Genomic DNA, 26782 nt, shown 5'->3' with positions numbered 1-26782 from the left:
GGCCTCCCCCTATTAAGCCTGGTTACAAAAACCGCAACCGCCTCGCCGACGGTAATAGTAAGTAACGGCTGCAATGGCAAGCGCCACACCCCAAGGCACCCATAATATCATCGGGCCGATGCCCCCTTGAACAGCATTCAGCGGGAAACCATCGAGTGGGATGAAGTTGAAGCGGATACCCAAATAAGCAAAACTGAACACAACGCCAGCTGCAGTGACCGGGACGGCTACGAACAGTGCAGGAATGACCGCCAGTGAAATGGGCACCCTGTTGCCCCCTACAAATGGAAACCAACGCGGAAACACTTCTCCCCATTTCTGGATCAACCCAAGAGTCAACAGACCACCTCCAATGCATAACGAGCCAAACACCCATTCCGTTACATAAGCCATCGGATTCATCCTAGGGAAGTCCCGTACGAAGCTTGGGTCGACCCCCAAAGGAATATGAAGTGCCCAAGCAAACCGGGATATCGCATACGGAACGGGGGCTACAGCGGCAATGACCGCTGCGATGCGACCAACTCTATTCAGCAACCGGTGATTCCCACTTTCCCTTCGCCCGCAATGCATGCAGGCATGTAACGATTTACGCCGGTATCCTAATCCGGCAAAAGCCCACAGGCAAGCGCCTAATATACAGACCAGTTGATAAAGCATTTGCCCGGTAAAAGTGAACTTAAATAAAAAGGCGTAAGCCATACTCATGATCAAACTGATATCCGGAATAAACAAAATTAACGCGATTGCGAATCCCCAAGCATAGCCTTGTATAAGCCAACGAGGAAGAACGCCGATCCGGCCGTTATGCATAGCAATGCCAACAAGTATGCTGGCAAAACAGAGCATTATGGAAATCAGACCGGCCGTTTGTTGGGGAATATAGGTAATTAAGGCCGAAAATATTCCCATGTTTCCCTGCTTATAAGGATATCCTTCTCCGCCTAGCAGCCAGTAAAGTTGAAGCCCCCCATAGATCAGCGACCAGATGATCGCTGCGCTGCCGATCCAAGCTGGCCATCGATTCAAAAATCCGCCGGTCCTCTTTTCCCGTTCTACAATCGCAGTCATCGCACTCACCCTTATCATGTATTATTTGCAGAAGCGAAGATCTGCAAGCTTCGGCTTCGTTAAAAATGATACATTAGGGTACATGGTTTGAAACGCTTCTTGAGGACCGTTAAGACACCCGACTGGAGATCCGTTTAGCGGCAGGACCTAAGGTTCGTTCAGTGGCCTAATTCGACTCCATCAATCCTTTCTGCCAGGCAAATACGGCTGCTTTGGTCCGATCCAGCATATGGAGTTTGCTTAAAATATTGCTTACGTGGCCCTTCACCGTTTTTTCGCTGATGATGAGCTTCTCGGCAATTTCGGCATTCGACAGTCCTTCGGCGATCAGGCGAAGCACCTCAAGCTCACGATCGCTCAACTCGGCAAAAGGGTTGGCATCCTCATGCCGTGACTCGCGAATTTCCTGAACTACGCGGGCGGCCACCTGCGGATGCATCATCGATTCTCCGCGAACGGATCTTCGTACTGTCTCGACCAATTGGCCCGGTTCGATATCCTTCAGAACATAAGAGACCGCACCAGCCCGAAGGGCAGGGAAAATATGCTGATCATCGTGAAATGAGGTCAATACAATGATCTGCGATCTTGGACTGACCTGCTTTACCATCTGGGTTGCTTCTACGCCCCCGATGCCGGGCATGACCAAATCCATCAGCACGATATCGGGCACCAGTTCTTTGGCTATCCGAACGGCTTGTTCTCCTGAATCCGCCTCCCCAACGACAAGGCAATCCGGCTGTATTTTAAATAATGCGTGCAATCCCTGCCTTACAATCGCGTGATCATCGACGATCAGAATGGTGATCTGTTCAAATTCTGTCACTACGGCTCACTCCCACATTAGAAATCCATTATTACCAGTAACCTCAGCTTATTTCCCTTTGGTTTCACGGGTATAGCACTGAGCTGTTATCAAGGTACCTTTGCCAGGTTCACTCCAAATATCAAGCTTTCCGCCCAAGGCTGCAATACGCTCCCTCATAGATGAAAGCCCGACGCCGGGTCGGATGTGCTGTTCATCAAAACCGCGGCCGTTATCCCGAATCATGAGCGTTACGGAATCGCTGCACTCCAAACGAACCGTCACTTCTCTGGCCCCGCTGTGACGGGCCGCATTAGACAAGGCTTCCTGCGCAATCCGGTAGAATGCTTCCTCGATGGCCGGTAGCGCCATATCGTCGCCAAATGATTCAAATGCAGCCGCAATGCCTGACTGCCCCTGCCAGGCCCGTACATACTCCGATAGAGCTTTGGGCAGATCTTTACCTTCCAATGCAATCGGTCGCAGTTCCAATATAAGAGCATTCAGCTCCCTCTGCATATGGCCTATCAGCTTTTCCGCTTCTGCCAAATGCGATTTGGCAGTTTCTTTATCCTGTTCAATCAAGGATCTTCCAGTATTTACCCAAATGGAGACTGCAAACATTTGCTGCTTGATGCTGTCGTGCAGCTCCCGTGCCAAACGATTGCGCTCTTCGACCGCCGCCAAATCCTGCCGTGTCCGCAGCAGCTGTTCGAGCTGTCCGGCCATATGATTTAGCCTGCGACCCAGTTGTCCCAACTCGTCATCGGAACGGTCCTGTACAAACACGGAGAAATCACCTTCGCTCCAGCGGTTCGCCGAGGTGAGAAACTTCTGAATCCGGCGGACAAGACTCCGAGATGTTACAATGCCGAATGCAATACCGACAATTGTGGCACCAACCAGAAATCCCAACAGACTGATCCCGAAAAAACTTGCCGCATTCGGAATAAACTGGTTGAAGGTTTGGGATGCCAGATGGATATGGCTTGCCTTGACCACAAGAACCGCCCGAACTTCCACGTTATTAGCAATCGGCGCTACGATATATACCGTATCTTGGACCTTAGCTGTATAAGTCCTTAATGTCTTGGCCACTGTGGGCACTAGTGCAAAGGTTGACTGGATGTTCAGGCGTACTTTATCAGGTATGCGAAGCATTCGTCTGTCAGGCATAGAATCACCTGAGAAGGCCAGAATCTCGCCTTTTGGGTCAACCACGGCCGAATAACCTTGGAACTCAGCACCGAATTCGGCCGGCCACTCCCGTAGAGCTTGATTGAGTTTGTTTTGGTTGATATAAGGCCCGCTGATGCTTGAAGCAGCATTTTGGGCAACGGTCCCAACCTGCATGGCAAGGACTTTGTTCGTATTGAGATTCACAAAAGCATAATAACCCAAAACGGCAATCATCTCGAGCAGAATCATGACGATAATCGTAGTGAGGATATAAAATAAGGTCAATTTCCACTGCAGCCGGTGAAATCGTCCGGATTTGTTCGCTAACAAGGTGAATCCCCTCTTTTTCTGATCAAATCATACCGCCCCATCCGCTTGTAATAGGCGATTCGATTATAGCATGGAAACATTAACCAGAGACAAACGGAAATGTGAGTCTTCTTGACGAAAATGACTGCCTAGCTCAAATGTCATTCCCATAGCATATTGCGCTTTGAACCAAAAGTTCTAATCGTTACAGATAACGGAATATCACAGAAACGACCTGATAAACAAGCTTTCAAGAGATTGTCTTGATGTCATGCTCCGTGACTTTGAGGCGGTCGACCCATTGCTCAGATCGTGGAAAAGGAAACAAAAATGGGCCGGAACGGTAACGGAGAGCTAAGTAGACCGTGCTAAGTCTGCTAAATCAAACACTTAAACCCGCCTTCAATTGAAGGCGGGTTTAAAACATTACCCAATATATATAGGGCATCCAGCATTAAAATGAGATGCTCTTCGATTAAGCGAATTGGAATTGGCTAATTGCCAGGTTCCCTTTCAAAATAAAATACACATTCTGACTTCCGTGTATTCCGCTAAGCTTGCAGGAATAATCCTGCCATGTCTGTAAGTCGCCTGAAGTCAGAGTGATCCGGCCCACAGGCAGCCCTTCAGGATGATCCAGCCGCACTTCAACGACGGCATCCGCCGCTCCGGCCGCCCGGATTCGCAGCGTATCCGCACCGTCCTCGAACTTGGCATCACGGAAAGCGATCCATCCGGATGGATCCTTCACAATCACGGCGCTGCCGCCTTCCGTACACTCACCAATCAGAACGCCTTCGTAATCGTCGTAATTGATGGCTTTCGTTGATTGCGTAAGGTCACGCGGCGGAATGGTCTCCCCGTCTACAACCAGCTCGGCTGTCAGTGGCAGGTTCTCAGAAGAAGCGCCGGCCATCATCATATAAGTGCCGGTCTCGATGCAGTAGCGCTCGCGGGTGACATCCCAGATCGCCAGCTGATCGAGCGGAACTTCAAAGGACACATCGGCCGTCTCGCCCGGTTGAAGCATCACTCTGCGGAATCCAAGCAGCTGCTTGCGCGGACGCTTGACGCGGGACTGATTTGCCCGGCCGTACAGCTGCACCACTTCCTCCCCTGCCACTTCACCGATGTTGGTTACCCTGCATGTCAGACGTGCCGTTTGATCCGTGCCTGCCGTAAGCTTTTCCTTCGCAAGCTGCAGCCCATCATACCGGAAGCTGGTGTAGGACAAGCCGTGTCCAAACGGATACAGAGCCTCGCCTTCGAAGTATTGGTACGTTCTGCCGTGCTTAATGACATCATAGTCCATAAATTCAGGCAGCTGGTCGACGGATTTGTACCATGTCATATTCAGTCGTCCCGCCGGGTTGGTGTCCCCGAACAGCACGTCTGCCAATGCATGCCCCAGTTCCTGGCCTGCATGGGATGTGTACAGGACGGACGGTACATTCGCGTCCACCCAGTTTAGCGCGTACGGGTAACTGCCTACGACGACGACCACCGTGTTCGGATTGGCTGCATAAACCTCCTGAATCAGCTTCTCCTGCGATTCCGGAAGCGTAATGTCCGGACGGTCGATCGTCTCCTTGCCGTTAATCAGCGGATGATTGCCGACGAACACAACCGCCAGGTCTGCTTCCGCTGCTGCTTCTTTGGCAGTCTGAAGCTTGTCCGAAACGATTTCCAGCTCGAACAGATCGGCATGGACGATCGGGGCATCCTCACCGGATACCTCGGCAGCACCTGCAACGTTGATCTCATTCGCAGTCTCCGCGGCTTGGCCATCGCCAACCAGCAGCTGACCTGATTCGGCATGCACCGTCACCGGTGTACCATTCCATGTTGAGAAGGTTACGCATCCTTGCTCATGTTCGGCAGGATGGATGAGGAAGACTTCTTTGGTGAACCACTCCCAAATTTGTTCGGACGACGCTTTAACGATCTTATCGTCAGTTGTCAGGTAGCGGCCATTGTCTTCAGAGATCAAGGTGTAGCTTCCCCAGCCCCAATCCGTCATTTCAAACACAGACGCATCCAAAGCATTTTCGGTCGTTGCAGCCAGCGCAGCCTCTTCTCCGGCCTGAATTCGCACATACCGCCCTGTCTTTTTGGATTTCAGCCGAATCCGGTCCGTTCCCCCGCTGTAACTTGTCTTGCCGTTCGTTCCTGCCCCGGAAAGCTTCTCTTGGATGCCTTGAAGCGGCGTGACCGCATAAGGGAGTGAACCGCTGTACCAATCCCGGTACACAATCCCGGCAAGTGGCCCGATCACGGCCACTTTGTTCAGCTTGTCTGCATTGAGCGGGAGCAGCCCACGGTCATTCTTCAGCAGCACCATTGCTTTACGGGCGGCTTCCCGGGACAGCTCCGCATGCTCTGGCCGTAAGATTACGGATTCATCGATCGCAGCATACGGGTTGCCCTCTTCAGGATCGAATTCGCCGAGCCGGAAACGGACGCGGAAGGTATTCGTCAGTGCGGCGTCAAGATCGCTCTCGGCCAGCAGTCCCTCACGCAGCGCTTCACGCAGCGCATCCTTGATCACAGCCGAATCGTCCGTGATGCTGTCAATCCCGCCTTCTTTAACGGAGCGGGCGACGGCCTCCTTATACGTATCCAGGTATCCATGATCGCGGACGGTACCGGTCACGTCGAAGGCATCGCTTACAACAAAACCGTCCATGCCCCACTCGTCCTTGACGATGGCTTTGACGTCAGGACTCAGGTTCGCCGGCACGCCGTTGATGGCGTTGTAAGCCGTCATCATGGACTGGGCGCCGCCTTCCTTGAACGGAATCTCAAACGCTTTCAAATAATATTCCCGCATGTTGCGCGGATCAATGCTGACCGAAGCGTCACCCCGGCCAACTTCGTTATTATTCGCAATAAAGTGTTTCAAAGTGGCAACCGCTTTCAAGTATACAGGATGATCGCCTTGAATCCCCTGAATGAGCGCGGAAGCCAGTTTCCCGGTCAGGATCGGGTCTTCTCCGTAAGCTTCTTCTGTTCTGCCCCAGCGCGGGTCGCGTTCCAAATCGACGGTCGGAGCCCACAGTGTCAATCCGTTCACTTTGGGATTGCGGTGGTAGAACCCTCTGGCCTCGTCACCGATGACGCTGCCGATTCGTTTCATGAGTTCCGTGTCCCACGTACAGCCAAGGCCGATCGGCTGCGGAAATCCGGTCGCTTCTCCCAGCCACGCCATGCCGTGGGCTGCTTCTGTTCCGTGTTTATACGCTTTCACACCGAGCCGCTCGACGGCAGCTTGATATTGAACCATCAGCTCCACTTTTTCTTCCAGTGTAAATCGGGAGACCAGGTCTCTCACTCGTTCTTCTAGAGGTAAGGATGTATTCTGAAATGGATAGTCGGTCTGTGCTGGCATCGTTATCATCTCCTTCAGGCGTATTTTAAGCCATATCGGTTTCAGGAGATACCCGGATAATTAGAGGCGTTTTCATATAGAATTCATAGAAAGACTGTCCGATTGATCACGATGTGGAAAGATTCGTATGTTCCTAGTTCACTGGTGCGTATTCGGCAAACCCCGTCGTCAATGTTCTTATGCGGATGTCGACGCGCTCCACCTTCCAAGCCACTCCTATCCAGATGAGAGAAACGGTCCGATCCTCAATGTATTGATCCTCTCCCGTCAGCCCGTTCCCTAACGGAGCCGATTGTGTAAACGTGGCTGCAGTTTTGCCGGTATATTCGGGAAGGGTTACCGGATCTTTATAGCGGCCGGCTGTCTGCAGCCCTTGATCATGAATCAGCGTACGGATGAAGCGTTCGGTAAAATAGGATTTGTAGGGTGCGCTCACGTATTTAGCGTCCAAATTTTGGACTTCGTTTAACTTATCCGACAACAACTTCATGCGGGCGGAGGTCAGTTTTTGGGTACCCGGCATAGAAACAGGGGATGGTGACGGTTTAATTTGGATCCGGATCCCTTCCAGCTTCGCCGTGGCAAGCTTGGACGGCCCATCCCACTCAACTGTAGCACCCAATGCTGCTGCGACAAATTTTAATGGAACATAGACACTCCCATTCAACACTTGGACGGGAGCTCCCATATCGGCATACTCGCGATGCGGCAGGTCCGGATATTCAGGAAATTCTCCTCTTGATGGGGTGTCCACGATGGCCCGCCTGAAATTTGCAGCCAGCCGAATGGTAAGATCGTTTTTGCGGATAACCATTTCCTTTTCTGCAGGAAACCATTCTAAACGGGCTCCCAACGGTTCGATTAGAGGCCGGACCGGGACGAGGAGATGTCCTTGGTTCCATTCTGCATTTTGAATTGCTACCGACTGTGGGGCTGCTGCGGCTTGTGCAGATTCATTCATCGCAAATCCCGTCATTTCTAATCCCGTTGTGGCCATCGTTATCCATAATAATAATTTCAGCTTTTTCATATGAAACAGGTCACCTCTGCTGCTTTTTTAAGATATAAACGCTGACCATCAGGAAATGTCACGAAAAATGCAGAACCCGGCGGCGGAACATGGCATTCGTACCTGGCCGCGTGGTATAGTGAAACGAAGAACAAGCGATGGAGTGTAGAACGAACATGAATGAACGAAAACATCCCAATAACAAACGACAGTCCCAAGCAGGGACTCATTTATATCGAAAGGATGCAGCTGCTCGCAAAGGCTTCCGCAAAAACGAGCCGATGAAGCAGACGCCTGGCTCTGCCCGGGATCATGCCGATGAGCTTCGGACCGGCGACCGCATCGTCGTGACCATCAAACGTTTGGGCATTAACGGTGAAGGCGTAGGTTATTATCGGCGGAAGGCGGTTTTTATCGACGGAGCGCTGTCCGGTGAAGTCGTCAAGGCCGAGGTAACGGAAGTGCAGCCTAAGTTTATCAAAGCGCAGCTTACAGAGGTGGAGAAACGATCTCCCCACCGGATCGAACCTCCCTGCCCGGTTTTCGGCGTATGCGGCGGCTGCCAGATTCAGCATATCTCGTATGAAGGACAGCTGCAGGCCAAAACGGACATTGTCCGCGAAGCATTCAACCGGTATGCCGGTATCGACCAGCTCAAGCTGAAGCCGATCCTGGGCATGGACCACCCTTGGGGATACCGCAACAAAGCCCAGCTGCAAGTGGAACGCCGGAACGGCGAAATCATAGCTGGGCTGTATGAAGCCGACAGCCACAGCATCGTGGATATCAGCGGCTGTCCGATCCAGCATCCAAAGGTAAATGAGGCTGTGGAGAAAGTGAAGTCCGTGCTGGAAGAACTGCGCATCCCGCTGGCCAAAGAAAACGGCAGTAAAGAAGGCGTGCGTACGATTGTGGTGCGTCATGGCTTTCAATCCGACCAGCTGCAGGTGACGCTGGTTTGCGCAAACAGCAGCCTGCCGCGTCAGGAAGATCTCATCCGTCTGCTCAGGTTGTCTATCGACGGATTGGCAGGGATCGCCCTGAACGTCAATCCGAAGCGGACCTCGCTGATCTTCGGAGATCGGACCATCACCATATGGGGGGCCGATTCCATGCAGGAATCCTTGAGCGATCTGGAATTCTCCTTATCGCCTCGAGCGTTCTTTCAGCTCAATCCGCAGCAGACCGTGAAGCTGTACGAATCGGTCCGGGCAGCCGCCGGTCTGACCGGCCGCGAGACGGTCATTGATGCTTACTGCGGCACCGGCACGATCGGACTCTGGCTGGCCCCGCACGCCAAGGAAGTCCGCGGCATCGAAACGATCGCGGAGGCTGTTGAGGATGCCAAGCGAAATGCCGAGCGCAACGGCCGTCATAACGCCAGCTTCCATGTAGGCGAAGCGGAGGATTTGCTCCCGCGATGGGTCAAAGCGGGACTTCGCCCGGACGTCATCGTCGCCGACCCGCCGCGAACCGGACTGGACCGCCGCTTCCTGGAAACCGTTCTGAAAACGAAGCCCAATCGTTTCGTGTATGTATCCTGTAACCCTTCAACATTGGCAAAAGATAGCAAAGTGCTGATCGACGGCGGTTATGAGCTCCAGTGGGCCCAGCCCGTGGACATGTTTCCTCAGACGAGCCATGTGGAGTGCTGTTCGCTGTTCGTTTGGAACGGCAAAAGCGGAAAATAAATACGGCAACAATTTGAAGAAGGCGGTGTCAAAGCATGGATTTGAAAGAGGTCATGCAGGAACTTGAAGCTCTCGGCAAGGAACGGCTCAAGAAGCAGTATATGTCCAATGGAGCACACGAACCGCTTTTTGGGGTAGCGACAGGTGCCATGAAACCCATGGCCAAGAAGATCAAAATCGATCAATCGTTGGCTGAACAGCTGTACGCCACAGGAAATTATGACGCCATGTACTTTGCCGGCATCATTGCCGATCCGAAAGCGATGACCGAAGCGGATTTTGAGCGTTGGATTCAGGGGGCCTATTTTTATATGCTGTCCGATTACGTGGTGGCGGTAACCTTGGCGGAAACCGATATTGCGCAACAAGTCGCCGATCAATGGATCGCAAGCGGTGAGGAGCTGAAAATGTCGGCGGGCTGGAGCTGCTATTGCTGGCTTCTAGGCAGCCGGCCGGACGCCCAATTTGACGAAAGCAAACTCGCGGATATGCTGGAATTGGTGGCAAAGACAATCCACGAATCTCCGGAACGCACAAAATCGGCGATGAACAATTTTATATACACGGTTGCCGTATCCTATCTGCCGCTCCATGATAAAGCGGTCGAGACTGCAAAAGCAGTCGGTCCGGTAGAAATGAAGCGCGATCATAAAAAAAGCAGCATCCTAAATGCTTCGGAAAGCATTCAAAAAGCGGTGGATAAACAACAGCTCGGTTTTAAACGCAAATATGTCAGATGTTAATTGCAGTTATGTAAGACGTTAAAAGAAAAGAAGATGCACAGAAGGAGTTCAAGACTCCTTTTGTGCATCTTTTTATGCGTGTTTATTTACCGCTCCACAGCTCCACTCTCGCTTTGACCAGCTCCGTATATTGCTTTTCCATCTCCACGGCGCCCGCGTCGTCGAGCTCCTTCAGCATACCGTCAAAAATTGCGTCGAACTGCTCGGGTTTCGCCAACACAGCTTCCGGAATTCGTTTGCGGATAATATCCTGCGTTTTCTGATAAATCACGTTATAATTGCCGTCCTGCGGAGCTGCAATATTCCAGGCAGCACCCCACGGCTTGACCGGAAATTCCTTGCTCGATGGGAACAGGTCTTTCCAGGTGGTTGCTCCGTATGCCTCAAGCGTTTCCTTTTCCGGCTTGGTGTATGAGGCGATAATTTGTTCCGGAAAATTCGTCGTGTAGTAGTTTCCTGTGGCGTCCTTGACACCGTCACCGTAGTGAGCCGACATGTTTCCGTACAAGCCGATACCGGTGGTTTTCGTAAAGTTGGCATTATCATTCACTTTCTTATCCAGCACTTCTTGGGGAATGACCCTTTTGCCATCCACCACATTATAGTGCTTGCCTTCAATCCCCCAGTTGATCAGGACCTGTCCTTCATCCGATGCAAGGAAGTCGAGGAACTTGATCGCCCGTACGGGATCTTTGCATGCAGTCGTAATGCCAACGCCCCAGCCGGACATAAATCCGGTATCCTGGAAGTTATGATCCTTGTACTCTTCCGACATGGTCACCGGAAAATGGGCGTAGGTGCGATCCGCCTTCCCACTGGACTTCAGGGCATTCTCGGCTTCCGCATATCCCCATTTGGCGTCAATCAGACCCAGGACGCGGCCGCTGGCGATTTTGGACTTATACTGATCGCTCTTTTGGACAAACGTCTCCTTATCCAGCAGCCCCACATTGTACATATGGTTCAGCCAGCGGAAGTATTCCTTTTCCTCCGGCCGCTTATAGTGCAGCTTGGCTTCAAAGGTGTCCGGATTAATGTAGTATTCACCGTCGTCCTTGAGTCCGGTAGCATACACTGCGGGGTTCGTGACCGTGATCATGATTCTCCAGTCATCGGCGTCCAAAGTTAACGGAATGGTCGGCTTGCCGTCAATTGTCGGATGCTTATCCTTATACTGCTGGAGAACGTTTTCAAAATCCTTGACGGTTCTGACTTTCGGATAACCCAGCTCCTTCAGCACCGCATTTTGGATTTCAAAGCCGCTGCCGGCGTCAAAGTCCTGCTGATCAACAGCCGCGTTACTTGGTATGACATAGATAGATTTGTCGTCGTTGCTGTATGGCAGGCGGTTCATATACTTGCCGTATACCTTTTTCAGATTCGGTGCATACTTGTCGATCAAATCGGTAAGATCGATCATGGCCCCGGCTTCCACCAATTTGTCGACATCGCCTTTGCCGTAAATCAGATCCGGATAATCACCGCTCGCCGCCATAAGCGATATTTTATCCGCTCCCGCGCCGGATACGGCGAATTCCGCATCCAGGGTCACCCCTGTCCTTTTGGTGATCTCTTGGCCAACCTCATCCTGCATTTTGTTCCAGTTCGAGCTCGCGTCCGCCCCAAAAAACGAAAATGTGATCGGGCTCGTATCGTCTGATTTGGAATCCTGCGTGCTGCCGGCCGAACCGGCTGGCTTGCCATCCCCTGAACTGCTGCACCCTGCCGAAATGAACAGCATGCCGGCAAGAAGAAGCAGCCCGAATTTTTTTCCAACTGTACCTGTCATGGTCATCGTTCCCCCTTATTTCTGTTAAGAATGCGTTTGCATTTTTGGGTTTAGCATAGCTGATTGATTTTAGCTCTCCCGGTTATCCTTCCGAATGTTCGTGAAGTAAAAACGTTTTCGGAAATATCCTCGAAAAACATCCCTCCTTTACAGGTTTCCGGTTTGATTAAAAGAATTGTAATTCGTAATCTGCTGGCAAACCTTGATTTTTAAGTCACGATTATAGGATGATATAGACATCAAACCATACTTTTTCGGGTGGGATCCTCCATGAGCATCAACGTGTATTTAAACTGGTTTACGACCGACGAGCAGTTTCCGTTTTTCATCCAGTATGGAGGTCATGACGAAGACATGCAGCTGCATAAGCACATCGACTTTTGCGAGCTGGTGATCGTACTGAACGGACATGCTACGCATATCGTCAACAACGAGGCTTCTTTCATCAAAAAAGGCAACGTGTTTGTTATTAATGGCGCCACGCAGCATGCCTATAAGGATCCGTACGATTTTAAAATTTGCAACATCATGTTCAAGCCCGATATGCTGAAATATGCCGGTCCGGATTTAAGGGCATCTCAAGGATTTCAGGCGCTTTTTATTTTGGAACCGCTTTATCGCCATCTGCATCCTTATGAAAGTAAACTCAATATTCCGCTGTCCAATCTCGAACATGTGGCTTCGGTCATTTCCGATATGATTGACGAATACCACCACCGGCACCAAGGTTACCAAACGATGCTGGCGTCACGGTTTATGGAGCTTGCCGTATACTTGTCCAGGCTGTATGAGCACCAGGATCAGGGCGTCGAGAGCAATCTGATGCATTTGGCAAATGCAGTATCCTATATCGAAGACCACTACCTCGAACCGGTGACCCTGGAAGAAATCGCGGATAAGTCCCGGATTTCCGTACGGCACCTGAACCGGATTTTTCGGGCATATTATCAGACGTCGCCGATGGCGTATCTTAAGCGGCTTCGCCTGGAACGGGCATGCATCCTGCTCAAGCAGACGAACCTTTCGATCACCGAAATCTCATATGAATGCGGCTATAACGACAGCAATTATTTGACACGCCAGTTTAGAAAAACTTACGGCATGACGCCCAAAGCATTCCGGAAAAGCGTGCAGCCGTAACGGGAGGAGCACTGGCGTCAGCCTGCCGGATCGTACTCGAACCAATCGAACGACGCAGGAGCGGGCTCCTCATAGGCAGATACCGCGTACATCGCGACGAATACCCCGGTGAATCCCCCGGCCACTTCCGTGGAAAGCAGGTGGGTCTCCCCCCAGCCGATTTCCGTCAGTTCTGCTCCCGCCTGCCCGTAATAAAACACGAACTTGTCAGGCTGCACTTCGATCTTCAACTCCAGCGGCCCTGCCGGACATGCATGTTCTTTCTCCACGCTTAAGGAACCGACGGTGCGCCGAAGCCGTATCTTCTTGACTCCATTTCTTGACGTAACGGCAAGATCATAGTGATACTTCTCATTCATATAAACGGTTAACCCGGATTCTTCCCCATCGCCGGCTGGTTCATATTCCATGGCTGCCGAAATATTGCAGGTAAAATGGCACAGACGGCGGCCAACAAACGCCGGAGCGCCGGTGTCGGACAGCGTCGTCCGATTTCCACGAAGTTCCAGGTGCCCTGGTCGTCGCTCCAAAGACCAGCTACCAGGAGCGGGATTACGTAAAAAGGTCCACTCCAACCGAAGCTGCGAGGCATCAAAGTCATCCCTGGCCGGATTCTCGTCCCAATGGACGGCAGGCAAATTCGGCGAGTCCATAACGGGTTCGATGTGTCCGTCTGCTCCGATGACCGGCCAACCGTCCGTCGTCCAGGTTACCGGCGCAAGCATCACTTCCCGGCCCAGGTGGTGGCGCATCGGATAGGACGGTGGCCGGATCCCCAAACAAACCGCCCACCAGCTTCCATCATGAGCTTGTACCAGATCGGCATGACCTGTCGCATGGATGGTGCTCTTCAGGCTCCGGTTCGACAGAATCGGATTATGTGGGCAAGAATCATAAGGTCCGTAAGGATCGTTGCTTCTGGCGATCGTCACCATATGTCCGAACTCCGTTCCGCCTTCGGCGATCATCAAGTAATAATACGCCCCTATTTTGTAGAGATGCGGCGCCTCCGGATGCGACCCTCCGGTTCCCTGCCAGATCAAGCGGCTTTCTGTGAGCATCTCACCGGTTTCCTTATCGATCTCGCATTGATAAATCCCGTCTCCCTCGTCTCCCATTCGGGTCGACTGGAAATACACACGGCCGTCCTCATCGAAAAACAAAGATGGATCGATCCCGCCCTGCGCAACGGGTATAGGATCGGACCAGGGTCCGGCTGCTTCAACACTGGTCACATAAAAATTCCCGATCCCGCTAACATTGGTCGTTATCATATAAAACATACCGTCATGGTAGCGAAGGGTTGGCGCATAAATGCCGCCTGAACTGCCTGCACCCGCCAGCGGCAGCTGCTGCTCGTTCGTCAGGCAATGCCCGATTTGCCGCCAATGCACCAAATCTTTGCTATGAAAAATAGGCACCCCCGGAAAATACTCGAATGTGCTGGTGACCAGATAATAATCGTCACCGACCCGGCAGATGCTGGGATCCGGATGAAACCCGGGAATGACGGGGTTGGTATACTGCATCAATACTCAGCTCCTAATCGTGATGATTCCACATTTGACTCTATGAGAGCGGTTACGCCACATTGTTCTGGGTTCAACCGACTCTGTCCCATATTCTAAACGGTTACCTTAAGTCAAACCTTGATGATCAAGTCAGGAAAATAGCATGATCTAGACATTCAAGCTACAAGAAAGCTACAAGATATGCACATTTGACACCCAGCCATCAATCCGGATTCGTGCAGCCCAACACAAAAAAGCCCGCACTCTGCGGACTTTTCAAATATCTTAATGCTAGCGATTACGAAAACTCATTCAAATGTTCCGGCGTCCAATTTTTCACACCGTTATCTTCGATGATGCCTAATACGACATCCGATATATCCGGATCCGAGCTGAGCTGGTCCTGAACACGGAACTTAATATCATCGGCATCGGCAAGCGACAGACCGCTCCGAAGTTCGATCATCGTATCCACATGATAGTATCTGCCTTCCTGAATAATCCGCAGTCCATTGATGTCGGTAACGTCCTGATCGGACAAGATGATGGAAGACACCTTCTCTGCCACGTCGCGCGGCGCAGCCACACCGATTAGTCCGACCATATTATCATAGCCTACACGAAAAGCCACGGCCACCATCAACACACCGATGATAACGGTCACGATGCCGTCCAGCGCTTTAAAGGCTGTAAATGTCGTGACAACAACAGCGACAAGAGCCAGAAACGCACCGGTGACCGCTACCAAATCCTCATAAAAGACCAGCCGCGTCGGAGGTGCTGAGCGTGATACATGCTTGAAGGCCATAGGGATGAGCGAGATCCCGGAGGCCTCGATCCTTGCTTCTCGGGCGATTTCCTTCATCACCTTAAATAAAATCGCGCCATCGATTACCAGGTTCAGAATGAGCGCACCCACGTTAATCCAAAAAGCTCCGCCCGCTTTGGCCGGATGATGAATCAAATGCCATCCTTCCCGAATTGTTTCATAAGCCATAATCGTCACTACAATGACGGCGACCATGCAGAAAATGTTGATCACGCGGCCGAATCCGGTCGGAAATTTACGGTTGGGCTTTCTTTCCGCAAGCACGCTTCCGGCAAACACAAACCCTTGGTTTACACAGTCCGCAAGCGAGTGCATCGCCGATGCAAACATCGCCCCGCTGCCGCTCAAAGCGGCCCCCACCCCTTTGGCTGCAGCGATGACCGCATTGCCGAGCATGGCGATCGCCGATGATTTGTTTCCCTTTTTGATGAGTGCCAGCCAATGCTCCCGTTCCTGCTGCTGTGCCATCTTTTGCCTCCTGCTTAAGAATCCGACATGTTTGAATATGTTCTTACGATGGGAAAAATAGCCGGATTTTATGCAGTTTAATGGGAAATAGACGTTGTATATTGGTTGCCGGGCAAACGATAAACCAAGAAAAAAAGCCCGCTATCAAGCGAGCTTTCAAATAATCCCTAATTCGAGCCGATCATGAGCCCGGTATCTCCTGGATCTTTCAGCCAAATGGATGAGATCGCCCATTGGTCATCAGCAGGTCCAAATCCCTTCTCAATCGTGAGCATGGCTTTGCCTGTACCTTCCACGCCTGCGGAAGTCACCAGCGGGTAATCGAAGGAGATTTGCACTTTGCCGTCCGACAATGTCTTGGTAGTCATGTTGGTGACCGTGCCCATATGAGGACTGGAACCCCCGGTAACCCAGAAATTGTCCTCAAACTGCTGTTTGGTTTTGGCCTGCAGCGCGGGAGTCATCACCGCGTACTGCATTGGTCCGCTACGCTTCTGGACACCGCGGATCCAGGTCTTGGCGGCATCTTCCGGCGTATCGGCCTGCAGGGCGTTCATGAAGCCGCTCACCTGCTGGGAGAGCTTGCTCGCCTCGGGCAAAGACACATGAATGCCGTCGCTCTTGTACTCCACTTCGCCTTTCAGCTGCTCCACGATGGCCCGCAGCGAGACCATGGCGGTTCCGTTTTCGATTTTCAATTTCATAAAAGTATTGGCGAATTCCGCCCCATTGATAAAAATCCGCGGCCCGGCCGACACCGCCAGCGCAGAGCCCGACAGAATGACAAATGCCGAACTCGCCGCAATGAACACCTTCAACCGTTTCTTCATGGATCATTCTCCTTTGTATACGCCATTGGAGACGTAATTATATGTATAGATGTCATTTCTATTGTAGAAGAATGGCGATCCATGAAGGGTTACGTTCGGGTTACGATTCGGTTAACGAACCCTCATCAATGGCTTTGCGGATATCGTAATCGTGTATGTCGATATCAAGCTCCACGCCTTGCGCCAGCTTAGCCAACTGATAGCCGATAAAAGGCCCCATCGTCAAGCCGGATGCACCGAGCCCGTTCGCAGCGAACAGGCCGCTCCAGCCCGGAACAGCACCGAGTACCGGCAAAAAGTCGGATGTAAACGGGCGGAATCCGACTCTGACCTCTTGAAAGGTACCGTCCGCCAATCCGGGCGCCAAGGTTAATCCTTTATTCAGAATTTCCTGCATACCACCTGCCGTCGTTCTTGTATCGTAGCCTTCCACGTCATTTTCATGCGTTGCACCGATCACGATCTTCTGCTCGTCGAAAGCCAGCAAATACTGATCCGAAGGCGGCATGACGACTGGCCATGTGCCTGTATCCTCATGATTCTCGAGCTGGAGGTGCATGATTTGCGCCTTTTGATAACGGACGTTAAAGCGGACACCGAGCGGCTGCAGTAGCTGTCCCGCCCATGCACCTGCGCAAACGATCGTGCGGTCCGCTGCATATTCGTCGGGTCCGACCGATACTCCACTCACCCGGTTCCCATCCGCCAGAAGCTTCGCATCCCCGTGAATCACTACAGCCCCGTGCCTTTGGGCAGACCGAATCAAAGCGTCGCGCAGGGCACGGCCGTCGACCCGGGCGGCGCCGCTGATCCGAACCGATTGATAGCCCCTCTCCAGCAGTGGAAAGGATTGATGGGTTTCTTCTTCCGAAAGCCGGGTAATACTGCCGATTTCCGGTGCATCCGCTTTACGCTGCAAAGCCCGCTCCTCCATTTTCCAGATTTTCTCGGGGTCCTGGTGAACGCTGAGGGCGCCGACCTTTGCATAGCCCGTCTGAGTCTCGCCTTCCGCTTCCAGTTCCTTGATTAACCCGGGATAAAAAGCCGCCCCTGCTTTGGCGAGCCTATACCAGGCCTGATTGCGGCGCTGCGACAGCCATGGGCAAATGATGCCCGCGGCGGCATCCGTCGCCTGTCCTGGATCCTTGCGGTCGATGAGAAGGACGTCCGCTCCCATTTTTGCCAGCTGATAGGCCGTCGATGCTCCCAGGATGCCTGATCCGATGATGATATATTTCTTCATAATTACATTCCTTTCTTGATGCCTGTTACCCCATTATAGCGAACACTTCTCTTACAGAGGAAATTCGAGCTGATCTTTAGGTTTTCCTGAATGTAAAATTGGCAGGGTCCATTCTAATTTTTTCGATTTGCTCTTCCAGCACATTCATTTTCTTGCTGTTCGGCACCAGCATTCTGTACAAGTTACTCAGTTGTTCTCTATCTTTGGATTCCGCTTCACGGATCATAATATATTCTCCCTCCGATCTATCTGACGGCTCTATTTTTAATATGTTTGACCCCTGTCGTATGATCTAAATGTCTGATTTCCGAAGCAACAAATTCAGGAATGACGGTATACTGATCAAGTTCATCGATATCGATCCACCGGTTGACAAATCCCTCTTCCATGCCTTGAAATTCTTCAACATGATGATATATGGAATGATCTCTTGGCAAATTCACAAGAAAAAACATTCCCAGCTCATGAACCTTACGATCCGGAAAGTCTATAAAATTTTCGATTATCCAGAAAAGCTTACGGTGCAAGCAGCCCTAAACTGAAATGTATTTGTGCCGGTCTCATAAGATATCATCATGCTATTTCATTCCCCATCCTCGATAATAATTTATAAAGTTTCTTTTTGAGCGGCTTATTTATGACATTCCAGCTAACTTATAAGCGACTATATTTCGATACACAGCGCTGCGAAACCTGCAACGACATATGGATGTCCACTCATATTTTCATTGGTAGTCGTCATAAACCATATAGGAGAGAAGTCATGAAAATGGAGGTTAAGGAATGAACGATTCCCATCACAACGGCGCTGCCCCTCAGGCAGGCAATACAGCGAACCGTGAACCAAATTCAGCGGTTCCATATGAGGGGAACGATAGACCCCATAGCGTAAACCAGTCTTTACCATGGGCAGAAGATCTGCCGGCCGCGATGCACTCGCAGACGGTTGGCGAACGCGGACCTGTTCTGGAACAGGATAACATTTTGCATGAAACGCTGGAAACCTTTGTACATAGCAAAATCATTGAGCGTCCCGTCCACGTAAAAGGCTTTGGCGCATTCGGTTATTTTGAGACAGTGCATTCCATGACCGACTATACGATGCTCAGCTTTTTGCAGATGCCCGGGCAGCAGGTGCCCGTCGCGGTTCGCTTTTCCCTCGCGGTCAGCAATAAAGGCACACCGGATACTTCGCGCAATGTGCGAGGATTTTCCACCAAGTTTTACACGGAACAAGGGGTATTTGATTTGTTATGTAATCATATCCCCGTCTTTTTGGTTCGAGATGCCGTCCGGTTCCCCGAATCGATCAAGGCCTTTCTCCCCTCGCCGAAAAACAATCTGATCGATCCCGAACGCTTCTGGAGCTTTGTAGCCAGGGCGCCGGAAGCTACCCATTTCCTCGTTTGGCTCTACTCGGACGTGGGCACGGTGAAGAGTCTCCGCCATATCAAGGGTCACAGCGTGAGCACTTACGTGTGGAAAAATGCACGGGGTACGCGTTTTTATGTAAAATACCACTGGATGCCATTAGCCGGCGAGCAGTACATCGATCGGCAGGAAGCAGCCCGGCTGGCGGGTGAGAACCCGGATATTGCCGGCCAGGATCTGTACGATACCATTGCCGCGGGCAAGACCGTGGAGTACGGGCTGTATGTGCAGCTGATGAATCCCGATGATGCGGCGCATCTTCCGTTTGACCCGCTGGATGATACCAAGGTATGGGACCAGCAGCAGTACCCTCTTCGTCCGGTGGGCCGCCTCGTATTGAACCGCAATACGGACAATTATATGGGACAGGTCGAAAAGATTGCCTTTGCCCCGTCCAATCTGCTGGAGGGTGCCGAGCTGTCGGATGATAAAATGCTGCAGGGCCGCGCCAACATTTACTGGGACTCCCAGCGCCGGCGGTTAGGCCCTAGCTTTCGCAGCATACCGATCAATCACCAGGAGAATTGGTCTCCGGCTTCCCTGGTGACCAGCGGAAATGGCAGATACGTAGAGGGCAAGCTCGAACGGGCCGACATATCCAAACCGGATAATTTCTCCCAGGCCGGGGAGTTTTACCGCGCCATTTCACCAGCGCAGCAGGAGCATTTGGTGGATAACTTAGCAGCTGATCTGAAAGGAATATCCCATGAAACGCAGCGGATCGTATTAAGTTACTTGTACGAAGCATCTCCGGAGCTGGGTGAAAGGGTCGCAAGACACATCGGTTTGAAAGGAAAAGACCGAGACTGAACAAGGAATCATTTCGTGGCTTTTATTTGAGGGTATGCCATACATCTGAGCTTGGTAGCAGGAGGAGGGATACGTTCTTTAGCGTGTCCCTTCTTTTTTGTGCTCAGCAGTCCATCTCAGCGTACGCTTGTCGTTCAGCGGAAACAGGAAACAGCATGAACAATGGCAAAAGGCGGCACAATGGCCGCCACCTTAGATCATACTCCATTATAGTTTACATTGACTTCGACCCAGCGTTTAGAGCGACCTTTCGTACCAATACCCGGTCGATCGGCCATCCAGACGCATCAGTGCTTCAAGGAAAAAGTAATCGCCCCAAATGACGAAATCATCCGGCGAAATTCCCCCTCTGACAAAGTAGGAGCCATGCCGCAGGAATCCCTCTTCCTCCGTGCTGCCGGCCGTGAAATAACCGTTCGCCATGGAGATGACGGACTGCTCCGCGAACTCCTGAAAAGAAGCGCGCTCAGGATCCGATTCGTCCAGATGCTGCGCCAGCTCCAGCATTCCGCATGCTGCAATAGCCGAAGCAGAGCTGTCCCTCGGTTCACCCTGCTGCTGCGGGGCGTCAAAATCCCAATAAGCCACAAGATCCTCAGGTACGTGATCTATGAAATACCGGGCCAGCTGCCTGGCTGTATCCAAAAAATACGGCTCTCTCAAATAACGATAGGCAAGTGCGAAACCGTAAATGCCCCAAGCCTGCCCGCGGGACCAGGTGGAACCGTCCCTGAAGCCCTGATGTGTACCCCCGCGGATCGAATCGCCCGTTTGCGGATCGAAGTAGAACGTATGGTATGAGGATCCGTCCCCCCGTACGAGAAATCTCCGGCTCTTGTCCGCATGAATGCGGGCGATCGCGGCATAGTGAGGGTCCCCGGTCTGCTCGGACGCCCAATAAAGAAGCGGAAGATTCATCAGGCAGTCGATGATGATGCGCCCGCCGTTTTCCGGGTCCCCTTCCGGACCCCACGCCTGAATGATTTGCGCGGACGGCCTCCATCGTTTTAAGAGCAGGTCGGCTGCCTGCAAGGCGGTTTGCCGGGCATCTTCATTCTGCTCGACCATCCAGCCTGCCATGGCGGACAGAGAATACAGGAAGCCGATATCGTGGTGCTGCAAGTGACTCTCCTGCTGCAGCCTCTCCTGAAAAGAACGGACGCTTTGTACCGCTGCATGGTGGATATCCGGATCTTTACCGTATTCGTAACTCAACCATAAAATGCCGGCCCAGAAGCCTTCCGTCCAATCGGTATGATTCACCAGCTGATATTTGCCATCTCCGTGGCTGACATGCGGAAATTGACCTTGAAAGCGGGCGATGTTGGCTTTCGTGGTTAACAGCGTTTGCTCGATCGTTGCGCTCCAGTTCATAACAACCTCCTGAAAAATGATGAAGTAAGGATTTCCGTGTTGGTTCTGCGGGAAGAAGCCTCCCTATGAAAAATGTAGTTCAAACCGATCGGCAGCATGCCTGCGTACCTGCCTATTTCGGCTCGACTTCGTCCAGCGTCAGGCGGAACGCCAGATCCTTCATGTACGTATCGTCCCGATTCAGGAAGATCATGCCGAAAAGAAGGTCTCCTGCTGTCCCGCGAACGATGGCGATAAGCCTGTTCAGCCCGCCCTTCAGGATGATTTCCTGCTCAGGCTTTGAGACCTTTTCCCCGTTTATATAAATCTCGAACGACGCCTCGGTGTTGATCCGCAGCTTCCCCTGGCGCAACTCATTTTCCTTCCCGGGCACCAGGATGAAACTGCTGAGGAACCATGGCGTATCCCCAGCGTCCGCTATGCGAAGCATGCCGTCATCCGGGCGCCGTTCCTTTTTCTGCATCCATCCGTACAAGCCTTCGCCCAAATTGTTCAACGAAAATTCGGGTTCCGTGTGGTAAGCCTTCATCGCTTCGTAATCGACATGCGGCGGACAAGGCAGGGCCATCACCGCTTCCACGGCCCAATGTGCATCACCCTTCTCGCTCGTAAGCAAGCCGTCATCGAAGGCAGCTCCGAGATTGGCGAGCAGGCGCGAATACAGGCGCAGCGCCTTGTCGCTGCCGGGATCGGGCAGCAGCTGTGAGCATACCACGCTTCCCCCGCCAATCTTGGCTTCGATCACGAATGCCCCTGCGGGCACGGCCTTAGCGCGATTCAGTTCCACCAGCGCCAAACGGCTGTACTCCGCCGTGTAGCCGTTCACGAAGTAGTCCTTCCAGGCGGTGCCTTCGACGCTGCGGCACAGCACCTCCGTGCCGGGTGCTTCGATTTTGTGGCTGGCCAGCACCCGGTTGACCACGTCTCGCGGTGACAAGAATACCTTGTCGTAGCCGAACAGGTCAACCGGGCTGATGCCGCGCATGGCGGCGCCGTCATCCGCCGCCAAGTGATACGCCTCGTGCGGCGCTACCCGCACGGGGCGGTCCAGCAGGCGCGCCAGCGCCGCCTGCTGCGGGGCCTCCGCCGGCAGGACGAGCACGCGTCCGCCGGCTTCGGCGTGGCGCCGGACGGCCTCGGCCGCGCCCGGCGCCTCAAGCAGGCAGGCTTCGGCCACCAGCAGGCCGAAGTCCTGCCCGGGCGGCATGGCGGCATGCCGGCCATGCCCGCCTGCGTCCGGCGCCGGGGCGATGCCCTGCGCCGGCATCCCTTGCGCGGCGGCTGTGCCCGCCGACGCCAGAAGCGGCGCTGCTTCGCCAAGCGCCGTGTAGTTCAGCCGCAGCTTGTCGAGGAAAGCTGCGGCCGCTCCGCCGGCGCGTACCAGCGCGGCCGTGCGGGCGGTTTCGCCTGCGCCCGCGACATCGGCGCGCCCGGCGTAGGCGATCAGGTTCCGCAGCAGCAGGCAGGCCTGCGGAACGCGCGCGACGTTCGCCATAAGATCCAGCTGGCTCGCGATAAACATGCCTGTGCCGCTGCGGTATTCCAGCAGCGGCGACCACAAGTCTCCACCGTCTCCGAAATCGCCTGCACCGCATTCGAGCAGCAGCGTAAAGTCGCCGATGACCGGCTTTTCAAAGGCCGCATGGATAATCGGCAGCGGTCCTTCTTCCCGCAGCTCTTCATGCCAGAACATCAAATCCTCGTCGCCGATTCCCTTCAAAACCGGATGGCTGTAGCTGCCTGCATGGGCGCGGATGAATGGCCTGCGCGACAGCGTCAGCTTGCCGAGCGACAGCTGGTTTTGCTCCAGCAGAATGAGACGGCCGCCGCGTTCCACGAATGCCTTCAGCTGCGCTTCCAGCCCGCCGTCCGCATCCTCGGCGTAGGTGCCGATGATGAGTAAGCTGTCCGCCGGCAGTCCGGCCAAGCTTTCCCGCTCTATGGCTGCGCATTCAGGAATCATCCTGCAGATCATGTCATATTCGCCGGCCGGACCCCAAAAGAATGCTTCCCGGCCGACTTCTACCGCTTCGCTGCGCATCCTGGCGGAAAACAATCTGTAATCGATACGCAGCTCATGCACAAGCTGCCCGTCATGCATCAGTTGCGCGGTCAGCTCAGCCCGTTCTTCTGCATCCACAGATTCCGGGGTCCATTGCAGCGAGATGATTTGGTGCTCAGCCGGAGCTTGGCGGAAGTCAAAGCTTTGCTCGTGAACCAGCTTCCCTCCCTGCCTGATCTTGCATTCCACCCGGACGTCCTGCGCGGCAAGTGTATCGTTGTACACGTCGAAGCTGCGGTGAACTGGCGCATCATCGTAAAAACAGCGATTGTATTCGGCCGCGATGATGGTTGCCGGCTTGAATGCTCTGGCCATGATAGCAAAGGCCGGATTTGGTGAATAAGCCGGATACTCTTCAGGCAGCAGACCGTTGTTCAAGGTCAGTGAATAGGCGGGAATCCGCTTCGGCTTGACGCCGGGCTGGCCGAGTTCGCCGGGACCGGTTGGCGGTAAAATCACATCGCGGTCGGGTATAGCCCGCATGAAATAATGCGCAAAGTTGAAGGTCGAAATGCCGGCTACGCCCTGGCGCCGGGCGTATTCCACAAACAGCCGCTCCTTCTCGGCAAGCCCGGCCGTGCTCTCATCTGTCCCGCAGTAGGCTCGCAGTCCGACATACATACTGCTGTTCTGCGGGCAGATGTACCACCACCCGCCATGCTCGCCGAACGTCAGCGGAACGTCACGGTCCCACTGGCCGATCGTGCCGTCAATATTGTAATGGCGGCTCTCCACCTCCGTATCTTCTTTCGACAGAAGACGGTTGTCTCCTTCAGCAAGAATCGACCGCGTCGGGTCCAGCTCGCGGATAGCGGCCATCAGGCCGGGGATATGCGTTTTGAAAGCGTCACGCCCGTCGACCCAGCGCATCTCATTCTGTACGCTCCACAAGATGACGGACGGATGGTTTTTGTCCCGCTGCACAAGGCGGCGGACATGGTTCCGGCAGTTTTCCAGGTAAGCCGGATGGTCTGACTGCATCGATTTGCCCGAGCCGTATATCGCGGTTTCATCCACGATGAGCATGCCTTCTTCATCGGCGATACGCACGTAGTCCTCAGGGTACGGCTCGGCATGCAGTCGGATGCTGTTCACGCCGACGGAGCGGCACATCCGGTACCAGTTCCGGATGTAGGCTTCCGTCTGCTGCACCCCGCCTTGAAAATGCCAGGAATCTCCGCGCAGATTGACCGGAATGCCGTTCAGGACAAACTGCGGTCCTTCGCACCAAAACTCCCGGAACCCAAACGTAATATGACAGCGGTCGATGACCCGCTCATCCACCAGCAGCTCAAGCTCCGCCCGATAGAGGAATGGGAAATCCGGACTCCACTGATGGGCGTCCGTCCAATCCAGAATGAAGGAGGCGCGGTATGCGGCCCCGTCCCGCTCGTTTTCGCACAGCCTTGGAAGCTGAATAACGGCACCGTCAACAGGTACGGCCGCTGCACTCGCTGCCAGAACCGGGTTTGAATCCGGATGAGTCGCGGATGCTTGGGCATGCTCCACATGATGCTCATTCCCGCTCAACACGCCAAGCTCCCGTACGACAAGCCTGATCTGCACCGTATTCTGCTCCATCTCTCCCGAATTGTGCTCTATCTCGGTGGAAGCTCCTCCGGCAATTGCATGCACCTCCAGTTTCCCTTTCCGGACGGACGTGCGGATGGTGACGTCTTCCAGCGACAATTCCGGATAACCTTCCAAATAAACATCCTGCCAAATGCCGCGGCAAACGGTGCCGAACCAGGAACCGGTAAGGCCGGTCACTTTTTGTGATCCGGACGGAAGGGTTACACGGTCAAAGCTCCCGCAAACGACGTGCAGGTGGTGTTCACGATCCACCTGCACCCGGGACGTAATATCCAGCCTGAGTGGCAGGTAGCCGTCCTCCCATTCGGCGATTTCCTCCCGGTCCAAATAGATAACGGCCTTCTGCATGATGCCGTCCAGGCGCAGCACAATCCGCTGGCCGGCCATCTGGTCCGGAAGCCGGAAGCTCCGGTGCAGCACGCCCGCCTCGGCGGCGTCCCATTCCTTCGGATAATCGTACAGGTCCATCGGAACATATCCGTATTCGGGAATGTTCCCGAACGACCGGCCGGTGCCCTGCTTGTAGGTCCTTCTCCAGCTGGATGGGACCTGAACTTTGTGCTGATCGTATACGATGTTCTCCGGCAGCTTACGGGATTGGGGCTGATCGTACAGCGGCATGAAATCCCAATCTCCGTTCAGACATAGCGAGTTACGCATGTTGTTCACCCCTTCTTTTGGCCGGGCAGCGGACTTCTAGCACAAGCATCAGCTTGCGCCAAATGTCCTGCCCGTCAGGAGCCCCCTCCCACTTGATAAAATGGGGCTCCATCACCTCGGCCCAGTTTTCAGGCTTCAACGACGTTTTCAATCGGCCCTCATAGAGCACGGGCGTGATCGTCTCCGGCAGCTCCGAATAGAAAAACAAAACGTTCTCGTGCATGCCGATCATGCCGTACTTATCGCCGTCCCCCGGCTTTTCCTCCTGGTATTGGTAGTGATAATATATATAGCTTGCCGTTTGCTCCGGTTTTAGCAGAGCGATTCTTCCGTAAGGGGTGCGTTCCTTATGGACACGGGTCCACTGCGAATTCGACACAGGGTGCTGGTAATGAAAAATATCAGTCATCGGTACCCAACGTCTTCCCGGTGCGCCTCCCGGCCATTCCGCCAGCCGCTCTCCAGTTTCAGCCAGCAAGCTTTCCGGGAGAACCGGCGTGTCCAGACATTCATAATATAGAAACAGCTGTTCTTGATCGGCAAATAGGCTTAGATTGGCGACCTGAAGCTGCTCCATCGCATCAGCAAGCGAATGCTCTCTTTCCTGGGCTCGAAAAAAAGAGCGCGGACTGCCTTCTCCGTTCCAGACGGCTCGAAATAAACATCGAATCATGTTGTCCCTCCTTGAGGTGGTTTTGGTTTTGACATGCTAAAAATCTTAAGGTATCCGAGAATCGCGCTTATCCATGAATTTCGCGCTGCTCACATTTAGCACGATTTTGCCATGGAAGGTATACCGTATTGTCCTTGAATAGAATTGAATTGAACTGAACCTCTTGATTGCTGC

18 protein-coding genes are annotated in these 26782 nt (G+C 53.2%); 4 read left to right on the top strand and 14 right to left on the bottom strand.

All coding sequences use genetic code 11. The features are described from left to right. Positions 1 to 12: 12 nt before the first annotated feature. The 5 genes from ABID47_RS31295 to ABID47_RS31275 form a co-directional block, all read right to left on the bottom strand. On the bottom strand, positions 13 to 1071 hold the full coding sequence (locus ABID47_RS31295) for a hypothetical protein (RefSeq protein WP_354502871.1): 1059 nt from the start codon (positions 1069 to 1071) through the stop codon (positions 13 to 15). Between the two features lie 166 nt (positions 1072 to 1237). Beyond that, the gene (locus ABID47_RS31290; RefSeq protein WP_354502869.1) at positions 1238 to 1897 is read right to left on the bottom strand and encodes a response regulator transcription factor; all 660 of its coding nucleotides are present in this window, start codon (positions 1895 to 1897) and stop codon (positions 1238 to 1240) included. 48 nt (positions 1898 to 1945) lie between these two features. Next, a complete protein-coding gene (locus ABID47_RS31285) occupies positions 1946 to 3385 on the bottom strand; it encodes a sensor histidine kinase (RefSeq protein ID WP_354502867.1) in 1440 nt (479 codons plus the stop codon). A gap of 454 nt (positions 3386 to 3839) precedes the next feature. Beyond that, complete coding sequence (locus tag ABID47_RS31280) at positions 3840 to 6752, bottom strand: glycoside hydrolase family 3 C-terminal domain-containing protein (protein WP_354502866.1); 2913 nt, start codon at positions 6750 to 6752, stop codon at positions 3840 to 3842. Positions 6753 to 6885: 133 nt separating this feature from the next. Beyond that, on the bottom strand, positions 6886 to 7782 hold the full coding sequence (locus ABID47_RS31275) for a copper amine oxidase N-terminal domain-containing protein (RefSeq protein ID WP_354502864.1): 897 nt from the start codon (positions 7780 to 7782) through the stop codon (positions 6886 to 6888). A 260-nt stretch (positions 7783 to 8042) separates the two neighbouring features. Between ABID47_RS31275 and rlmD the strand changes: the two genes are divergently transcribed. Beyond that, positions 8043 to 9452, top strand: a complete 1410-nt coding sequence (rlmD, locus tag ABID47_RS31270) for a 23S rRNA (uracil(1939)-C(5))-methyltransferase RlmD (RefSeq protein ID WP_354503109.1) — start codon at positions 8043 to 8045, stop codon at positions 9450 to 9452. A gap of 35 nt (positions 9453 to 9487) precedes the next feature. Continuing rightward, entirely contained in the window at positions 9488 to 10195 is a 708-nt protein-coding gene (locus tag ABID47_RS31265) for a DNA alkylation repair protein (protein WP_354502862.1), read from the top strand. Between the two features lie 82 nt (positions 10196 to 10277). Here ABID47_RS31265 and ABID47_RS31260 read toward each other — a convergent pair whose 3' ends face one another. Continuing rightward, positions 10278 to 11984 (bottom strand): ABC transporter substrate-binding protein, encoded by a 1707-nt coding sequence (locus ABID47_RS31260; protein WP_354502860.1) that lies wholly within the window; start codon positions 11982 to 11984, stop codon positions 10278 to 10280. Between the two features lie 270 nt (positions 11985 to 12254). Between ABID47_RS31260 and ABID47_RS31255 the strand changes: the two genes are divergently transcribed. Beyond that, complete coding sequence (locus ABID47_RS31255) at positions 12255 to 13124, top strand: AraC family transcriptional regulator (protein ID WP_354502858.1); 870 nt, start codon at positions 12255 to 12257, stop codon at positions 13122 to 13124. Positions 13125 to 13141: 17 nt separating this feature from the next. Here ABID47_RS31255 and ABID47_RS31250 read toward each other — a convergent pair whose 3' ends face one another. From ABID47_RS31250 to ABID47_RS31230, 5 genes are all read right to left on the bottom strand, one after another. Beyond that, positions 13142 to 14653: a glycoside hydrolase family 43 protein gene (locus tag ABID47_RS31250; RefSeq protein WP_354502856.1), complete on the bottom strand. Its 1512-nt coding sequence runs from the start codon at positions 14651 to 14653 to the stop codon at positions 13142 to 13144. A 280-nt stretch (positions 14654 to 14933) separates the two neighbouring features. After that, on the bottom strand, positions 14934 to 15932 hold the full coding sequence (locus ABID47_RS31245; protein ID WP_145945910.1) for a cation diffusion facilitator family transporter: 999 nt from the start codon (positions 15930 to 15932) through the stop codon (positions 14934 to 14936). A 167-nt stretch (positions 15933 to 16099) separates the two neighbouring features. Further along, the gene (locus ABID47_RS31240; protein WP_354502853.1) at positions 16100 to 16762 is read right to left on the bottom strand and encodes a hypothetical protein; all 663 of its coding nucleotides are present in this window, start codon (positions 16760 to 16762) and stop codon (positions 16100 to 16102) included. A 100-nt stretch (positions 16763 to 16862) separates the two neighbouring features. Continuing rightward, entirely contained in the window at positions 16863 to 18005 is a 1143-nt protein-coding gene (locus ABID47_RS31235) for an NAD(P)/FAD-dependent oxidoreductase (RefSeq protein ID WP_354502851.1), read from the bottom strand. 76 nt (positions 18006 to 18081) lie between these two features. Next, the gene (locus ABID47_RS31230; RefSeq protein ID WP_354502849.1) at positions 18082 to 18231 is read right to left on the bottom strand and encodes a hypothetical protein; all 150 of its coding nucleotides are present in this window, start codon (positions 18229 to 18231) and stop codon (positions 18082 to 18084) included. Between the two features lie 704 nt (positions 18232 to 18935). On the opposite strand from ABID47_RS31230, the gene ABID47_RS31225 reads away from it, so the two are divergent. Next, the gene (locus ABID47_RS31225; protein ID WP_354503106.1) at positions 18936 to 20246 is read left to right on the top strand and encodes a catalase; all 1311 of its coding nucleotides are present in this window, start codon (positions 18936 to 18938) and stop codon (positions 20244 to 20246) included. Between the two features lie 237 nt (positions 20247 to 20483). Here ABID47_RS31225 and ABID47_RS31220 read toward each other — a convergent pair whose 3' ends face one another. The 3 genes from ABID47_RS31220 to ABID47_RS31210 all read right to left on the bottom strand — a co-directional run bounded on the left by ABID47_RS31220 (position 20484) and on the right by ABID47_RS31210 (position 26608). Then, positions 20484 to 21620 (bottom strand): glycoside hydrolase family 88 protein, encoded by a 1137-nt coding sequence (locus tag ABID47_RS31220; protein WP_354502847.1) that lies wholly within the window; start codon positions 21618 to 21620, stop codon positions 20484 to 20486. A gap of 112 nt (positions 21621 to 21732) precedes the next feature. Beyond that, a complete protein-coding gene (locus tag ABID47_RS31215) occupies positions 21733 to 25935 on the bottom strand; it encodes a glycoside hydrolase family 2 protein (RefSeq protein WP_354502845.1) in 4203 nt (1400 codons plus the stop codon). Continuing rightward, a complete protein-coding gene (locus tag ABID47_RS31210) occupies positions 25928 to 26608 on the bottom strand; it encodes a hypothetical protein (protein ID WP_354502843.1) in 681 nt (226 codons plus the stop codon). The genes ABID47_RS31215 and ABID47_RS31210 overlap by 8 nt, the downstream gene beginning before the upstream one ends. Positions 26609 to 26782 lie beyond the last annotated feature (174 nt).

The organism is Paenibacillus favisporus (assembly GCF_040545415.1).
In the GTDB taxonomy this organism is placed as follows: domain Bacteria; phylum Bacillota; class Bacilli; order Paenibacillales; family Paenibacillaceae; genus Paenibacillus_AQ; species Paenibacillus_AQ favisporus.
The sequence above is the reverse complement of the archived record's forward strand: the minus strand, read 5'-3'. Positions and strand labels throughout refer to the sequence as shown.

What these genes read in the sequence shown, in the direction of transcription:
- ABID47_RS31295 (WP_354502871.1), bottom strand. Translation starts at nt 1,071, where the DNA reads ATGACTGCGATTGTAGAACGGGAAAAGAGGACCGGCGGATTTTTGAAT.
- ABID47_RS31280 (WP_354502866.1), bottom strand. Translation starts at nt 6,752, where the DNA reads ATGCCAGCACAGACCGACTATCCATTTCAGAATACATCCTTACCTCTA.
- ABID47_RS31275 (WP_354502864.1), bottom strand. Translation starts at nt 7,782, where the DNA reads ATGAAAAAGCTGAAATTATTATTATGGATAACGATGGCCACAACGGGA.
- rlmD (WP_354503109.1), top strand. Translation starts at nt 8,043, where the DNA reads ATGAAGCAGACGCCTGGCTCTGCCCGGGATCATGCCGATGAGCTTCGG.
- ABID47_RS31265 (WP_354502862.1), top strand. Translation starts at nt 9,488, where the DNA reads ATGGATTTGAAAGAGGTCATGCAGGAACTTGAAGCTCTCGGCAAGGAA.
- ABID47_RS31260 (WP_354502860.1), bottom strand. Translation starts at nt 11,984, where the DNA reads ATGACAGGTACAGTTGGAAAAAAATTCGGGCTGCTTCTTCTTGCCGGC.
- ABID47_RS31255 (WP_354502858.1), top strand. Translation starts at nt 12,255, where the DNA reads ATGAGCATCAACGTGTATTTAAACTGGTTTACGACCGACGAGCAGTTT.
- ABID47_RS31250 (WP_354502856.1), bottom strand. Translation starts at nt 14,653, where the DNA reads ATGCAGTATACCAACCCCGTCATTCCCGGGTTTCATCCGGATCCCAGC.
- ABID47_RS31245 (WP_145945910.1), bottom strand. Translation starts at nt 15,932, where the DNA reads ATGGCACAGCAGCAGGAACGGGAGCATTGGCTGGCACTCATCAAAAAG.
- ABID47_RS31240 (WP_354502853.1), bottom strand. Translation starts at nt 16,762, where the DNA reads ATGAAGAAACGGTTGAAGGTGTTCATTGCGGCGAGTTCGGCATTTGTC.
- ABID47_RS31235 (WP_354502851.1), bottom strand. Translation starts at nt 18,005, where the DNA reads ATGAAGAAATATATCATCATCGGATCAGGCATCCTGGGAGCATCGACG.
- ABID47_RS31230 (WP_354502849.1), bottom strand. Translation starts at nt 18,231, where the DNA reads ATGATCCGTGAAGCGGAATCCAAAGATAGAGAACAACTGAGTAACTTG.
- ABID47_RS31225 (WP_354503106.1), top strand. Translation starts at nt 18,936, where the DNA reads ATGCACTCGCAGACGGTTGGCGAACGCGGACCTGTTCTGGAACAGGAT.
- ABID47_RS31220 (WP_354502847.1), bottom strand. Translation starts at nt 21,620, where the DNA reads ATGAACTGGAGCGCAACGATCGAGCAAACGCTGTTAACCACGAAAGCC.
- ABID47_RS31215 (WP_354502845.1), bottom strand. Translation starts at nt 25,935, where the DNA reads ATGCGTAACTCGCTATGTCTGAACGGAGATTGGGATTTCATGCCGCTG.
- ABID47_RS31210 (WP_354502843.1), bottom strand. Translation starts at nt 26,608, where the DNA reads ATGATTCGATGTTTATTTCGAGCCGTCTGGAACGGAGAAGGCAGTCCG.